12 protein-coding genes are annotated in these 16,067 nt (G+C 48.8%); 2 read left to right on the top strand and 10 right to left on the bottom strand.

Going from position 1 to position 16,067, the window contains the following annotated elements; all coding sequences use genetic code 11:
• Positions 1-47 precede the first annotated feature (47 nt).
• The 10 genes from IEY34_RS02615 to IEY34_RS02570 form a co-directional block, all read right to left on the bottom strand.
• Positions 48-1,259: a VWA domain-containing protein gene (locus IEY34_RS02615; protein WP_189007187.1), complete on the bottom strand. Its 1,212-nt coding sequence runs from the start codon at positions 1,257-1,259 to the stop codon at positions 48-50.
• A gap of 3 nt (positions 1,260-1,262) precedes the next feature.
• Positions 1,263-3,626 carry a DUF5682 family protein gene (locus IEY34_RS02610; protein ID WP_189007184.1) on the bottom strand — a complete coding sequence of 788 codons (2,364 nt, stop codon included), beginning with the start codon at positions 3,624-3,626 and terminating at the stop codon, positions 1,263-1,265.
• A complete protein-coding gene (locus IEY34_RS02605) occupies positions 3,584-4,675 on the bottom strand; it encodes an ATP-binding protein (protein WP_189007182.1) in 1,092 nt (363 codons plus the stop codon). The genes IEY34_RS02610 and IEY34_RS02605 overlap by 43 nt, the downstream gene beginning before the upstream one ends.
• Positions 4,651-6,462, bottom strand: coding sequence for a HEAT repeat domain-containing protein (locus IEY34_RS02600; RefSeq protein ID WP_189007180.1), 1,812 nt, complete (start codon positions 6,460-6,462; stop codon positions 4,651-4,653). Before IEY34_RS02600 ends, IEY34_RS02605 begins: the two co-directional genes overlap by 25 nt.
• A 25-nt stretch (positions 6,463-6,487) precedes the next feature.
• On the bottom strand, positions 6,488-7,924 hold the full coding sequence (locus IEY34_RS02595; protein ID WP_189007178.1) for an SWIM zinc finger family protein: 1,437 nt from the start codon (positions 7,922-7,924) through the stop codon (positions 6,488-6,490).
• Positions 7,925-8,126: 202 nt separating this feature from the next.
• Positions 8,127-8,924, bottom strand: coding sequence for a TatD family hydrolase (locus IEY34_RS02590; protein WP_189007176.1), 798 nt, complete (start codon positions 8,922-8,924; stop codon positions 8,127-8,129).
• On the bottom strand, positions 8,917-9,513 hold the full coding sequence (locus tag IEY34_RS02585; protein WP_268240099.1) for an RNA 2'-phosphotransferase: 597 nt from the start codon (positions 9,511-9,513) through the stop codon (positions 8,917-8,919). Before IEY34_RS02585 ends, IEY34_RS02590 begins: the two co-directional genes overlap by 8 nt.
• A 56-nt stretch (positions 9,514-9,569) precedes the next feature.
• Positions 9,570-10,988: an RtcB family protein gene (locus IEY34_RS02580; RefSeq protein ID WP_189007172.1), complete on the bottom strand. Its 1,419-nt coding sequence runs from the start codon at positions 10,986-10,988 to the stop codon at positions 9,570-9,572.
• Between the two features lie 14 nt (positions 10,989-11,002).
• Complete coding sequence (locus tag IEY34_RS02575; RefSeq protein WP_189007170.1) at positions 11,003-11,785, bottom strand: nucleotidyltransferase domain-containing protein; 783 nt, start codon at positions 11,783-11,785, stop codon at positions 11,003-11,005.
• A gap of 570 nt (positions 11,786-12,355) precedes the next feature.
• On the bottom strand, positions 12,356-13,768 hold the full coding sequence (locus IEY34_RS02570; RefSeq protein ID WP_189007168.1) for an RtcB family protein: 1,413 nt from the start codon (positions 13,766-13,768) through the stop codon (positions 12,356-12,358).
• A 162-nt stretch (positions 13,769-13,930) separates the two neighbouring features.
• Between IEY34_RS02570 and IEY34_RS02565 the strand changes: the two genes are divergently transcribed.
• The gene (locus tag IEY34_RS02565) at positions 13,931-15,256 is read left to right on the top strand and encodes a helix-turn-helix transcriptional regulator (protein ID WP_189007165.1); all 1,326 of its coding nucleotides are present in this window, start codon (positions 13,931-13,933) and stop codon (positions 15,254-15,256) included.
• Positions 15,231-16,034 carry a WYL domain-containing protein gene (locus IEY34_RS02560; RefSeq protein ID WP_189007163.1) on the top strand — a complete coding sequence of 268 codons (804 nt, stop codon included), beginning with the start codon at positions 15,231-15,233 and terminating at the stop codon, positions 16,032-16,034. The genes IEY34_RS02565 and IEY34_RS02560 overlap by 26 nt, the downstream gene beginning before the upstream one ends.
• Positions 16,035-16,067 lie beyond the last annotated feature (33 nt).

Genomic DNA, 16,067 nt, shown 5'->3' with positions numbered 1-16,067 from the left:
CTTGTCATTAGGAACATTATACTACGAAATCAAGCCTCCCAACTAATCTAATTACCCGTATGCTTCACTTTCTCCGCAAGCCCTGCAAGATCAAGCCCTTTCAAAGCGCCCTCCATCAATTCCGGAAGTCTATCCGGCGAGCAGCCGAAGCATGGAATGCCGTATTGGGCCAGCTTTTTGGCAATCGCATCATCATAAGAAGGTACGCCTTGATCGGATAAGGCCAGTAAACAAAGGGTTTTCACACCCGCTTCATGCATATCCACTAATCGCTGAATCATTTCTGTCCGGTTGCCGCCTTCATATAAATCGGAAACCAGGATGAACAAGGTTTTCTTAGGCTCCGTCACAAAAGTCTCACAGTACGCAATGGACTTGTTAATATCCGTTCCACCGCCAAGCTGTATCCCAAACAGCATATCGACGGGGTCATTGGCGCACTGTTCGCTTAAATCTACTACCTCCGTGTCAAAAGCAACTACGCGCGTTTCCAAAGATGGCATGCTGGCAAAAATGGAGCCAATGATCGAGGCGTAGATGACAGAGCCCGCCATCGAACCGCTTTGGTCGATATCCAAGATCACTGTCCACTCCTTGCTGCGCCGCGCCCGATCAAAGAAATAAACTTTCTCCGGAAGCAACAGGTTCCGCTGCTTGTCATAGTGCTTGAGGTTCTTGCGAATGGTTGTGTTCCAGTCTAATCCGGTAGCCGAAGGCAGTGGCGAGTGCTGTCTGCGGTTCAAGGCGCCCGTTACGGCACGTCGCAAATCTTCGGAAAGCCGCTTTACAATCTCATCCACCACTGCTTTGACCAATTGTCTAGCCGTTTCCTTCGTCTTCTCTGGTATCTTGCCTTTGAGCGCCATCAGCGTGGCTACCATCTGAATATCGGGCTTCACTTGAGCGAGCAGCTCCGGTTCGAAGAGCAGCTGCGTCAAGCCTTTGCGCTCAATAGCGTCGGACTGAATCACAGACACCACATCCGGCGGGAAAAAGGTGCGAATATCGCCCAGCCACTTCGCCAGTTTGGGGGCAGAAGGACCCAAACCCGCTTTGCGGGAATTGCCAGAGCCAGGCGCTCCGTCATCGATATGACTGCCAGCGGTACCATCATAGATTGCGGCGAGGGCCTCATCCATGAGCGTTGATTCCGGGTCCAGCATGCTGCCTCCAACCCCATAAGACTGCAGCTTCTCTTCAGAAGCTGCCCCAAGGATTAAGCGCCAACGTTTCAATTGCTCCTGATCTATTGTTGTCATAGGCTACAAATCCCCAAAATCAAAGTCGTTGAGTTCATCCAACTTCTCCTTCTCTTCTTCACTTAGCGGCTGCTGCAGCGCAGCGCCGATCGTATCCGCCCCCACGCCCCAAATATCCCCCATCATTTCCGCTACAGCGGCCTTTTCCCGGGGTTCGAACAGCCCAAAAGCGCGGCGCAGAAACACGAGCGAGCGATGAAAGGCCTCCGGCTCCAACGATCCAATGTAGGTATCTAGATGCTGCCACAACGATACGCGCGAGAGAAGTCCATATCGATTGCGCATCGAGATGCCCTCGAACCAGCCCGCTCCCAAATCGGCGGGTATCCCTGGGGAAAGACGGCGTGAGACCTCCTGGGCAATCTGGTCATTGGCGATTTCATTGCGCTCTAGCATAATAGCAAAGGCAAATCCAGACAGCTTCGCATTCCGATCATCCCGTGATGCCAGTTCCTGCAATTTCTTCATCCACAGTTCATCATCAACAACCTCGTAATGATCCTGCGCAATGGTATGCAGCGATTGAATAGCTTTCACCATCCCCTGTGCGGCATCATCGTTGCAGCCTGCTGCTTGAATAAGCAGCAGCGTTCCTCGCAGAAACAATTGCTGAAGAAGCGGGATTAACGTATCTGTCTCCATTCTGCGAATCGACCCATATCGAATCAACACGCCCAGCTCATAAGCGGACGCAGCGACTTGTTCGAAGTTGCCCGTTTCCACCGCAAGCCCTTGCAGCACGGCTTTGGCCTGCTCCATCAGATCCAGCAGGGCGCAGTCGCAAGCATTTCGAATGATGCGCGAAGCCCCGGCAATATCCGCACAAGTGTCAAGCTGCTCCTTCAAAACGAAAGCGGCAGCCAGTTCAATGGTTTCTCCCTTCAAGGTCGTTTCCACAACCTGTATCTCCGCTTCCGGTGTCCATCTTAACACCCAATGCTCCGCCCAAGATGCGGAATCCTGGCTGACTCTTTGCTTCTTCGCAAATAGGATACCCAGCAGCTCCAGGCGATGCAGGAGGACGGATCTTTTTAAATCAACAAAGGCCGCTTCCTCCGATTTGACCCTCCGGTTTTCACGCAAATCCAATTCAAGGGTTGCAGCAACCGTTGACTTATATTTCTCCAGCTTGAGCCGTTTAAGCTCCCTGTTCAAATCATCCTGAATCGGCGTCTGACTGACGCCTTCCGGCAAACGGCCGATTGCCGTGCCGATATCCGTTCTTGCCAGTGCTTCCGCTATGGTCGATAACTCCCCATGGCCAAGGCAAACCGCAGCCGCGTCCCGCAGATCTCTCCACGTTGGCTGATTGCCGTCGTGCATAGCTGCTAGCGCCTGGGCCAACCTTACGCCTTCAATGAGCGACGCCGTAGAGCGAAAAGTACCATGTTCCCGCAAATGTACGGCTAGTTGAGAAAAGTACAAGGAAGGCAGTCTGTCCAGATCACCTTGCCGCAGGCATTGCCAGAACATCTCATAATAAGCAGGCGCCTGATTCCCAGCGCCGTAGCCGGAATGCGAGGATAGCTTATAGTACGAATAGGGCATCAATGTGAGCTTGGTTGTTGTTTTGGGCAGTCCTTTAAGCTCTTGATCGGTCAGCATCGGCAAGCGCATATCCAGCGCAGAGGCATGATGCGCGCCAGTGACGACAACAATCTGCTCAGGCGAATGTCCTGCCAGTATCGTTTCTTGAATTTTCCGCCGCATGTAAGCTTCTCGAATCTCATTATAAGCAGCTTCCTGCGGCGCATATTCCCATTCTTGCCGTGCGGAAAGTTCCCTCATTTGAAGCGAGAATTGATAGATACTAGAGCGATAAGCCCCTTTTTGCAAATTATGTTCAAAATGTCTTTCCCAATAGGCCTCGTAGTCGGGTTCATCTGCACGCTCAGCAAGCTGTTGATAGATCGTGTTCTGTCCACGGATATAAGCTTGATAATCATCATCCGTATTGCCGTCTTCTTCCGATGACGGAATTCGCTTGCGCTTCTCATATAAAGCCAGCGCATGGTCGGTAGGCAAATCGATGAATAAAGCCTGGGCGCCATGGCGACTAGCCCACTGAAATGCCTGATATTCCGGCGAATATTCCGCATAGGGATACAGCAGCGTTCGAACTGGCAGTTGGTCTGTGTAGGCCAGAATGGCAACAGGCGGCACAACGCCTGACGAGGTTAAGTCCGCGATAAACGCCGTCGCATCGCTCGGACCTTCTACCAGAACTGCTGTAGGCTTCACTTCATCCAAGAAAGCAAGCAGTTGGTAGGCGCCTGTTGGAGACAAATGTCGTATTCCAAAAACATGAACGCCTGGGGAAGCTCCTACTTGTTCATCTCCGAGCACGCGAAATACAGATTTCTCCATGTCGATCCCCGCTTTTTCATCACATTTTCCAAATATTCTTTCCACACAAGGCGATCTTTCTCTTCATCTTTCACAATCGCTCCCTGCAAACCCGCAGCAATATCTTCGTCACTGATCTGGCCGCTGCCAAAGCTGCCGGCAAGTGCCATGCTGCCCGTCAGCAAAGAGATCGCTTCAGCCGTCGAGATGACGCCGCTCGTTCCCTTCACTTTCTCCTTGCCGTCAAGCGTCATCCCGCTTCGCAATTCGCGGAAGATCGTGACCACTTTGAGCACCGCATCCTCTTCGGGAAGCGAGGCCCGCAGCTGATAACTCGCCGAAATCTCGCTGACACGCTTGCGAACAATCTCCACTTCCGTCTCGATATCCGAAGGCGATGGCAATACAATGATATTGAAGCGCCGCTTCAAGGCAGCCGACATATCATTCACACCGCGATCTCGCGTGTTGGCCGTGGCAATAATCGAGAATCCACGGACTGCGGATACTTCTCTGGCCAACTCTGGAATCGAGATCGTTTTCTCCGAGAGAATCGAAATTAACGCATCTTGAACCTCAGATGCACAACGAGAGATTTCTTCGAACCGAGCAATGCCGCCGGTTTCCATAGCTCGGAAAATCGGGCTTTTGATAATAGCTTGATCAGATGGCCCTTGCGCGAGCAGCATCGCATAGTTCCATGAGTAGCGAATCTGCTCCTCACTCGTGCCTGCGGTTCCTTGAATAACTTTGCCTGAATCCCCATGGATAGCTGCCGTTAAATTCTCGGAGAGCCACGATTTCGCCGTCCCCGGTTCCCCGATAAGCATCAGGGCTCTGTCCGTCAACAAAGTGGCTATTGCCATTTCGACCAAGCGCTTATTGCCTATATATTTAGGTGTAATGGTTACTCCTTTGATTTGTCCACCCGTTAAGAATGTCAATACTGCCTTAGGAGACAACTGCCATCCTGCCGGCTTGGCATCCTGATCTAATTTCTTCAGAGCCTCAAGTTCCTCCGCATACAACCGCTCCGCAGGCAATCTTACAACATCTTGCTTTTGATCCATCCCCATAATCCCTGTCCTTTCTCTTCCTGATCTGATATATCTTGCTGCTCCGGCTTCGCCTCAATCGATTCCGCGATTTCCAGCAGCTGCGTCTTCATCCCTTGATACGATAATCCCTCTGCAAATTGCCGCAATCTATCGGCATAAGGCCTAGGCAGCATATGGAGCAGCGCAAGCTGAACACGGTCCAGATAATAGAATTGCTTAGTTCCGCCCTTTTCCAAAATAGTCATCAGCAGCTCCGGCGCATCCGGATAACGATGGTTAAAGAGGACCAATAGGATATGCGTCGTTTTATCAAAGTTGAAATTTTGACGATCTTGGCATTTTTTGACCAAATAATCGATTATTTTAGGATCAGGCTCTTGCGCAAATCGGCAGACAAGCTCCTCTTCATCCAACTTTACGAGCAGATGCCCCCATCTTGGATCCCATTGAATAGAATCAACGATATTGGCTGATGAATCATAAATGAAATATTCAATTGAAGGTGTTAATTCATCCAACACACGCAGAATCTCCTTAGCCGCTAACTGCTTTTTATCCTTGAGGTCATAGCAAAAGCGTTCATAGACATCTTCCGGAGATAAAATTTTGACAGCCGCCCGAAAGCTGTAAGCAATAAATTTGCGATTGTACGCCTCATGAAGAGTAACCGCGAAGTGATCGGCTTCCGGCAAATCCAGATCAAGCAGTAACTGCAGAGCCTCTTCCTGCACACTTTCTGTATCAGCACTAATAAACTCAGGAGTACTTAACAATTTCTCCAGGAACTCAACAACCTCAGGCACCCGTTTCCCCTGCATGCTCCTGATATCAGCCATCAGTTGCTGGGTATTTGCCTCGACTTGTTGGTGCCTCTTGATTTGCTCCAGCAAATCTTCTGCATGTGATATAATGCTGATCGTCAGCGCATTCGCTTTGCATAATTGAATTGGCTCAATGGCTATATCTTGATCTTTGGAGCAAAGCGCTTGGTACAAACGGGCAATAGCCTGCTCTGTACCCAAACGCGATAAGGCCATCAAAGCGGCTCTGCGTATATCTTTCTTCTTGTCTTCTGCCTGTTCCAATAGAAATTCTTCTTGTTCAGGATAATCTCCCAATAGCTGAATCGCTGCAGAGCGGACTTCTGTAGAGCCTTTTACGGCAGCTTGAAGCAAGAGGTCTAAGCTAGAAGCAGGCTGCAGACCATGGATAAGCTCCAACCTTCGAGCGTCCCCTTTCCCTCCACCCAACTTAAGCTGTTGTTGAAGCGCTGGCAGAGCCTCTACGCCTATCTGAGGAAGCAGCTTCATTTGAAGGAAATCGGGAATCTCTGCATAGCTATCATCCAAAGCCGAAACCACGGCAGGTATCACGCGGAAATCACGAAATAATTCCTCCTCGAATCCTTGACGGAGCTGTTCCATTCTCCCTTGACCTTTCTGCGTCAAAGCTTCAATGAATGGCTGCAGCTTGCGATACGGAATCAACGTCTTGAGCTTTGCATCCGATCCCTCAACAGGCTGAAGAGTCTCTTTCGTCTCTGTTTTCCCCTGTGTGTAGAGCACTGAACTCAGCAGAGTTCCAAGCTCAAGGAGCTTTGCCGCTGATCCGCTTGTCTCTGCCTCCAGCACTTGACTGACAGCCTGCGCCATTCGATTGAATACAGGCGCTGACTCTCCCAGCTTTTGCAATTGCGGGAGCACTTTTTGCAAGCGCAAATCCCCCGAAGCCATTCCGCTGCCAGCAATAAACAGTCGTCGCACGTCTTGCTGCACTTCAAACAATAGATCTATACTCATAAGGTTCGTCTCCTAATTCCATCATTCAATAGAGTAAGCGTATAACTTCATCTGCTGTAATCACACTTAAAGGCTGCGCCACCAGCTTGTTTTGCTGCCAATCTTGCTCGAACATAACCAGCATAACCTGATTATTCAGGAACGTTTTGTTTAACAATGAAAGCAAATGTGTCGTAGGCTCACTAAGATAGGGAATGTCAGCCAGAGGAAGCTGTTTGCCTTGTCCATCCACCAACACATAGGATGTATCTGTTTTTTGGATGCCGGTAAAATGCAAATGTACGACAGGGTGTTTGTCTGACAAAGGGTTTTTAATTTGATTCTTAACTTGCTTAATCACCTCTGGGAATGAGGACTGAGCCGCTTCACGGATACGCTGCAAATCTGAGCTCGTCACTTCTCTGAATGCCGATTCCTCCCATCGCACTCGTGTATTCAGTTCACCCGGATATTCAGCAAGCTCCCCTGCCTGAACAATCCGGAAGACAGAGTCATCTTCACGAATGTATTTGGCAGCACGGAATGGGCGATAGTTGCGGGTTAGGTGCAGTTTCCCGTTTCCAAGGTCCGCCCAATAGCCTTCATCTACGAACTCCCCTCTCGCCTTGTCCGTGTAGGATCTGAATGACAACTGCAGCAATTCAGCTTCACTGCGTACGCGGCCGTATTCTCTCAACTCGGCAATTTGCCAGGCATGACCAATCCATTCCTCCAATGTCGAATTCGTATCCATCGGCTGATCCGGATTGTCCAATCGGCCAGTCAGATATTCGCTGCTTTTCTTAAACAACGATTGCAGAATAGTAAGCTGATCTATGACTTTTCCGTACATGGCTTCCCGATCTTCCTCTTCACGGAACTGCAGAAGCAGCAAGCGAATCGCTGTCTGAATGCCCGGGATATAATAATTCCCGAGTTGTTTGGCTTGTTCTTGCGCGGTCTGCAAAGCCTTATTGTCCAGACTTCCAATTCCGGACTGAACCATTTGCAGGATGAGCTTTTCGGCGATACTGATACCTTCAAGCTGCGCGGTTATTTTCTTCAATAGTGCGGATTTATTCGTTTTGCGCTTAACCGCTGGAGCAGCAGGGTCGGGAGACTCCTTTTTCTTCTCTTCGCGTTTCTCCGCCTTTTCTCTTTTATCAGCAATATCTTGCGGAACAGGCGTGGTCACAAATGTCTTGCCTGCTGTAAAAGCGTACATCAAGCCTAAATTATGCTTGCACGGAAACTGCCTGCTCGGGCACGTGCAGCGGAAAACCGGATTTGCTTCTTTGGATACATCCACAGAACATTGATAGGGCTCTTTCCCACTACCTTTGCACGCTCCGAAAATAAGGGACTTGTCCTCCGACTGACAAAGCAGCGGGAAGCTGTTTTTCTTCACCAAATCCTTGCCATTCTTAATCGCACTGCTATTAAGCGCCAAACTATCGACATACGATTCCGTTAAGTGATCCATCTTGTACTCCTCATCATTTGGTTATACATTTAGTTATTCATTTGGCTAAACATTCGGTTATACATTTAGTTTCCACGCGGTCCATGAATTTCCTTTTCAAGGATATGGCAATTCTGCTTCAATTAGAAGCGCAAAATAAAATCCCTATTGACTTCAAATACCCTACTCATTATGTAGGAGATTGAAATCCATAGGGATATGATTAATTAGAAATTCCAAAGAAATCTTTCGTTGTCCGATTCGTTCCTTCCGTCACTTCCTGGACCGACTTGCCCAAGCATGCAGCCACCGCTGCTGCAATGTGAGGCAGGAAGCGCGGCTCATTGCGTCCATCTCGCGGCTTCACCTTGAGGTCACGCGGTGTCAGAAAAGGCGCATCTGTCTCCAACATGAGCCGATCCAGCGGAACTCGCTTAACTAACTCCCGCAGATGTTTGCCTCTGCGCTCATCGCAGATCCAGCCGGTAATTCCGATATAAAATCCCAGCTGCAAATACGTCTGAAGCTCTTGCATCGTACCTGTGAAACAATGGACAACCGCCTTGTTCATAGACCCTATATACGGCTTCAAAAGACGTACAAAATCCACATGCGCCTCTCGTTCATGCAGAAACAGCGGCATCTGCAGCTCGCAAGCAAGTTTAATCTGCTCTTCAAACCATTTGCGCTGCACATCACGCGGCGAGAAATCCCGGTTATAGTCCAAACCGCATTCCCCAATCGCGACAACATGCGGCAGCTTCGCCAACCCCCGCAGCTTGTGTATGCCTGCGTCCGTGCAGTGGCGAGTGTCATGGGGATGGATGCCGGCCGTTGCAAATAATTTCCCCGGAAATTTTTCGGCAAAGCGCGAGGCGCTCTCACTGTTTCTTACACTCGTACCTGTGAGGATCAGTGGTGATACTCCCGCTGCAATCGCGCTTGCGACTACAGTATCCCGATCCTGATCAAATGAGCGGTGCATCAGATTAACGCCAATATCAATAAGCGAATCATTCATGGTCTTTCACCTCTTTTGCAGATTCATCCAGCTGACAAAACTTCGCAGGAATGTGATCTGCAAGCCAAACTTCGTTGCCCGCGTAATAGAATTCAACCCCCGAGCGGGAAGCCGCCTCTGTATCAATGGCCAGGATGACTAATTCCCCCCGTCGTTCTCCCGCAAGTGTTGCAAAATGAAGCCCTTCCGACAAATGCACATATTGCCGCTGCATGGGGCGCAGTCCTTGATTTAGAATGAGAGGCGCCGCCTTCACATTCGTGCCATGGTAAAGAACCTTAGGAGGCACAGCAGCGGGATAGCTGACTTTGTCGTGGCTATGCCCGTATCGGGCTCGTATACGCTCACCACGGATCTCAAAGCGCTGCTTTTCACATCGCGCTACAACCTCTTCCACATCATTTCGCGTAATCTCCGACCATTTCGTTTGTATCCGAAGCACGTTTAATAAATCGTCCGTCGCACAAGAACCATCAACAGGATCCAGACGAAGTCCGAATTCCTCCGGTGAATGCCGTAACATTTTACTCATAAATTTACTTAATTTTGTATTTTTTTCTCTTCCAACATGGTTAACACTTCCTAAAATATTATTTCAGGGCAATCTTGCTGCCCCCCTGTTTTCAAAACTAGACGTCATCGGACTCATTTCGCACCTTTTACCGTCGCCATCGGCTTGCACTTCGCCACCACTTCGGTCAGGCCAGCCCCAACAACACTCTCTATAATTTGATCTACATCCTTATAAGCTTGTGGAGATTCATCGAGAATGGCTTCCAATGACTTCTGATTCACGACAATCTCCTCATCGGTCCCAACTCGCATGGACGAGGCAAATTCATTCAACGTGACCAACCTCTTCGTCGCGCTGCGCGAACGAATGCGTCCGGCTCCGTGGCAAATGGAGTGGAAGTTCGCCTGCCCGCCTTGCGCCCCTACCATCAGGTAGGAAGCCGTTCCCATGGAACCGGGAATCAGCGCAGGATGGCCTGTCGCCATATAGGGCTGCGGATTGTCCGGGTGCCCCGCCGGGAGCGCTCTCGTCGCCCCTTTGCGATGGACAAAATACGACTGACCGCCATGCTCCTCTTCCCATGCATAGTTATGCATCAGGTCGTACAGTGTCGTCATTTCAAACTTGGAGCCAAACAAATCTTTGCCCGCCTCCCGAATTGCATAAGCAATCAGATGCCGATTGACTACCGCATAATTCAGCGCTGAATACATGAGATTCACATAGTTTTGAGCAGCAGGATGCTCTAACGGCGCAAACAGCAATCTAGGGTCCGCCGTCCCGAGCTCGTACTGGCGCATCACTCTTTGCATATCGCTGCTGCAGGTTTGATTCACCGAACCGCCCCAGGCGCGAGAACCTGAGTGAATCATGACGACCACTTGGCCGTCAAACAAACCCCACGCTTCCGCCACATCCCGGTTCTCCTCGGCAATCTCAATCGCTTGAATCTCGGCGAAATGGTTGCCGCCGCCCAATGTCCCAAGCTGCCGGTGCGAACGATGCCAGACAGCGTCTGGAAAACGATTCAATACGTTCTCATCTATGTGAAACTTGCTGCTCTCTACATGTGTCAGAGATGTCGATTTGCGTGGCGTGTAGCTATCAGGGATGTATTTCTTAGGCAATCCATGCAACCCCTTCGTCACAATATGTTCCACACGAATATCCGAGAAATGTCCGCGTGCCTGATCGTCCACAGGCAAATATTTCTCAATCGTTTTGACCAGTTTGCGGCGCAGCTTCACATCTTTCAATTCATCCTTGTGCAGATTCGTCAGATGAACCCGCATCCCGCAGCCAATATCGCTGCCCACAATCGATGGCGACACATACCCATCCTTTGTTCGCCACACGGCTGTCGTGCCAATACAAGTACCGACACCCACATGCACATCTGGCGTATAACTCATATAGACTTGATTCGGAATCTGCAAATTATTGTTGGCCATTTGAAATACTTGATAATCCAATGCTCCAAACAGCTCTGGCCCTGCATAAACATGCACAACACCTGATGGGAGCTGGACTTGCTGTATATATTCTTTCATATGTTTAACCCTCTCTATGAACCCCAAACCTCCTTCAACGCGTCTCGGAATAAGATATCTATAGCAGCATCCTGTTGTTCTCCAGCGACTGCGATCTGTTTGGCAGTTTCTTCGTAATAAGCAATTTGTCGTTCTAAAAATTCGTTGATCACCGTGATTTTCGGCTCCAGATCAAGTTCGATCCCAGCCTTTTTGCGCGTCAGCAGTGTCATTATTTCTTGTTTTAAAAGCGAGTCTGGCACCATGTCCTGAACTAATTGTTCAAATGCCATCGGCGGCATGCTGCCGCGCTCTTCAATCCACTGGCAGGCAAGCACAGGCCGAAGCACATAAAAGTACTTTTTGATTTTCACATACTCACCTTGTAAATATTCGTGAAAGTTCCCTTTGGCCATATGCAAGTAATGATACATACTAGATCTTGGGGAGAACGTTAGGGGCAGCAGTTGGCGAATTTGCTCTGTCACACCGTACTGCTCGAGATAGGGGATTGGCGACTGCAGCCATTCCATTAGCGGCGGGTTCGATTTGCGAAACAAATTGAGCGCTTTTTTCAAATCCCACCCGTTAATATCGAGCATATCGCTGATCGGGTACTCAATCACATCTCGTTTTTCAAATATAGATAAATACCAGTCGGTCGGCCTGATATAAATAAACCTGACATCGTAATCGCTATCCTTGGAGGGAAATCCCCAGGCTCTGCTGCCTGATTCACACGCGTAAAGGACTCGCACACCTTCCTCCAGCTCAATCCGTTTAAGCTCACTATCGATTTGTTTCCTAGTCAAAGTCATGGGACTCACCCTTTCCTTCTGTATGGCTAGACGCAAGAAAACCTGCTTTGCCCCTGAGAAGTCAGCCTCTGATTAGCGACCAAACTCAGAGGGAGGGAACTCTGGTGCGCTATTTCGGCAAAAATCAGCGATGCGAGGGCCATAGCGGAACTACAGGGTCTTATTTTCACGAAAAGTGCTGAATTTCCCGCCAGAAAGTGAAATAGTGTACTGTAGTTCCCTCAACCTCGCGATAATGCCACTTTTGGCTAGAATAGCGCACTGTAGTTCCCTAATAATCAAAAAAGCCATAGACCAAAATCGTCTACGGCTTTAAGATTACAAATTTAAACGAGGTATCCGCTGCGCGCACCTACGTATTCGTCAATCGTCCGGTTGAGACCGATGGTAAGATTTGCTTTTCAATTGTCAGGGTATAGATAGAAATTTGATTGGGAATCATATCGTCGGCCTCCTTTCCATTCATTTAAAATCATCATACGAGCCAAACCTTGCAGCTGTCAATCCGCTTGCGGCGGAAAGATTAATTATAGTGATCATTCTTATAAAGAAATGTTATCGGGTTGTTGTCTAAACTCCCTTAATCGCAACCATCGGCTTGCAAGTCGCCACTACATCCGCCAAAGCAGCACCCACCACACTATCAATAATTTGATCGACATCCTTATAAGCTTGCGGACATTCATCCAAAATGGTCTGTAAAGAACGATGATTCACTAGAATCTCATCTTCGGTTCCTACTTTCATCGACTGAGCGAATTGATCGACAGTGACTAGCTCCTTCGTTGCTTTCCTTGATCTAGCCCGGCCTGCACCGTGACAAATGGAATAGAAGTTCTTCACTCCCTCGTCTCTCCCAACCATAATATAGGAGGAAGTTCCCATCGAACCTGGGATTAGCGCAGGATGGCCCGTTTCTTTGTAGGCGGCCGTATTCAGGAAATGACCAGGCGGAAGCGCTCTTGTCGCACCCTTCCGATGAACAAGCATCGGCTCGTTCCGGTGAAACTCTTTTAGCGCATAGTTATGCATAAGATCATAGAGGACCGGCATCTCCAGATCCCCGCCAAAGACGTCTCGGAACGCTTCACGAACACCATAAGCAATCATGTGTCGGTTGCTTACCGCAAAATTCAAGGCTGAATACATCAAATTCAGATATGTCTGCCCTTCCTGACTCCCGATAGGGGCATACAACAGATTTCTGTCCGGATTTTCAACTCCCCAGCTCTGCATAACTTCCCGGAATACCTTGGTGAATTCTTGCCCCAGATTAGCGCCCCATGCTCGGGATCCAGAATGGATCATCACCACGATTTGACCGTCGAACAATCCCCATTTTGCAGCCAACTCTTGCTGCTTTTCCGCGATTTCCAAATATTGAATTTCAATAAAATGATTCCCGCCACCCAGCGTGCCAAGCTGACCATGGGCATACTTTCTAATTTTGGGAGGCAGATTTTCCAAATACGCATGATCAAATTTAAAGGTAGATTCCTCAACATGCGTCAACCATTGCTCGTTAGGGACATATTTATCGGGGAGCCCTTTCAACCCGAGTTGAACGACTTGCATGATATCAATATCTGCATAGTTCGTGTTTGTCCGTTCATTCGTTGGCACATATTGTTCAATAGCTCTAATCAGGGCCCTGCGGACTCCTTTGTCTTGGATGTCTGTTTTATGCAAAGGTGTCGTATGCACACGCATGCCGCAGCCAATATCCACACCAACTATGGAGGGGGAGACGAAACCATCTTTCATACTCCAGACAGCCGTTGTTCCAATACATGTCCCAATTCCAACGTGGGCGTCAGGCGTGTAGCTCATATGTTTATTACGCGGAATTCGCAGATTGTTATCCGCCATATCGAATACTTTCTGTTCAAAAGATTGAAACACTTCCGTATTCGCAAATACATGCAGGTTGCCATGTGCCAGATTCATTTCGTAGTGATTGTTGCCATGCGTCATTGTTTTCATGTCTATTCGGTTACCTCCACTGTTCTTATGACCCTATCTTCGCTCATTTTGCACGTTACGAACATGGTGAATGTATGACGACCCGCACAAAGTTTCCATTTTCTCCCGAACATCCCGCTGTTACAATAGAAGTAAGGTTCTTAGAAAGAGCGAGGGATTACATTGGCTAAGGAAAGCTTTGATAAAGAAATTCAGTTTCTGCGCATGCTGGTACTCACGAGCGGCGCTTACAATCGTCAACAATTCGCTGAGCGGCTGGGCATTTCCGTCCATACCTTTGATAAAACGTTGCGTCGCCTGAAAGAAGTCGTAGCCGCCATGCACCAGCATATCCCCGATGCAGAGCGCAAAGAGTTCACTGAGATGCTGCGCTACAGTTATTTTGATTCCACGGACCCGATGCTGCTGTTCTTGTTTCGAGCAAAGTCATTGAAAGAGTCGGAAAGTCAGCGTATATCGACCCTGCTCGCTGCTCTGACGAATGACCCGCTCACGGCCATGGAGCTTTTGGATGCCTGCTGCCAAGATACGCACGCCGATTCTTCGCTCCCTGATGAGAAAACCATTCGCAACGATTTGAAGTATTTGGAGGACGTTGGTGTTATTAAAAAAGTACCCGGACCGCGGCCTGCTCGTTATCGGATCGATAATGATGTCATTCAGGGATTAACCTTCGATGAGCTTGTCGATCTCTACGATTATGTGGATGTCATGTCCAATACCCAAGTGCCCTCCGTTCAAGGCTATTTGCTGCGCGACGGCTTAAAGAAGCAAATGAATCGAACTTCAGCCGAGTTAACGTCAATCGAGCCCTTTCTCTATAAATATCATTATCATTCACGTATTTTGGATGAAGCGCATCTTGCGATGCTGCTGTCGGCCATTCATCAGCGGCGTAAAGTGTCATTCTTCTATTTTTCACCCAAAAATGGGCAATCTTATTCCTCCAAAAATACGAACCCCTTATTTGAACGCGAAATGGAAGGCAAGTCTCAGATGACCCTGCCGATTAAGATTGTCTACGATCATCAGTACGGCAGATGGTACCTGCTCACCCATGACTCTCGTCAGGGCATCAAGAAGTTCAGGATGGAAGGCATGACACAACTCGAGCTGGGCGAGGCGGTAGATGCCGATTTTTTTGAGCAAAAGCGCAGCGAATTGGAAGCTCTCCTTGCCCATAGTTGGGTCATCGATACCGGACGTGCGGTACGCGTAAAAGTGAAATTTTTCAAACCAAACCACGGTCCGGCAGATTTCATTAAAGGTCGTGTTCTTCTTCAAGGGCAATGGGGAGAGATTACGGAAGAGACCGAGGATTGGTTTATTTTCGAAATTGTGGTCAATGGAATAACGGAGATCAAGCCTTGGATACGAAGTTTTGGATCTAGCTGCGAAGTGCTGGAACCTTCCCATTTCCGCAAAGAAATGATGGACGAATGGAAGGAGCTTAGCGCGTATTATGAATCTGTTCGAGAAAATATTTAACTATCAAATGATGACGCGGCTGGAGAATTCCGGCACTTTCATGATAACCTCTCAAGAAAGAATCTGGCTGAAAACGATGCTGAACCATCCTTCGGCGTCCCTTGCGTTCACTCCGGCAACCCTAGATAAACTGCAATCTGCTTTGGGCGGGGAGCAGACCTTGGACTTGTCGGAAGCATTCCTGGAGAAAGCTCGCAGTCGGGAGAAACACGTGTATCATCCGCAGCTGAGGGCTTTGCGTCGATTCATCGCCAAGCAAAGCGCCATTCAACTTAGCTACAAAGTCAAAGATGAGCGCATTTTCCAGAATGAAATGGCTTTTCCCTATAAGCTTGAATACTCGCTTGTGAAAAGAGAATGGTACTTGCTCTGGTTCCATATGAGGCATCGCGCCATGATGAGCACGAAGCTTGATAAGATTGATGCCGTTCATGCTTTGGTCATCTCGCCTGAACGCGTTCAACAAATTGGAGAGAACATCGAACGGCTGCTGCAAAAACGTCAGACCCACGCCAAGATCGAAGTTGTCCAGACTTATAATCGCGAGCTTTCGCGGATTCTCTATGCTTTTTCTTGCTTCGAGAAGCAAGTTGATTATGATGAACAGCAAGAAACGTATACAATTCGGCTCACTTTTATGAACAATGAAGCCGAATATGTGCTGAGCAAGCTGCGTTTCTTAGGTCTACGGGTTCGCGTTGTAGAAGGCGATCATCTACAGCGTCGTATGCTGGATTCGGCGCAAAGGGCTCTGGCCAGATACGAATCCACGGAATAGCTCGCTCTATAAAATGAAACCAAAAAAATCTGC

It is taken from the genome of Paenibacillus marchantiophytorum, assembly GCF_014640555.1.
In the GTDB taxonomy this organism is placed as follows: Bacteria; Bacillota; Bacilli; order Paenibacillales; family NBRC-103111; genus Paenibacillus_E; species Paenibacillus_E marchantiophytorum.
The sequence above is the reverse complement of the archived record's forward strand: the minus strand, read 5'-3'. Positions and strand labels throughout refer to the sequence as shown.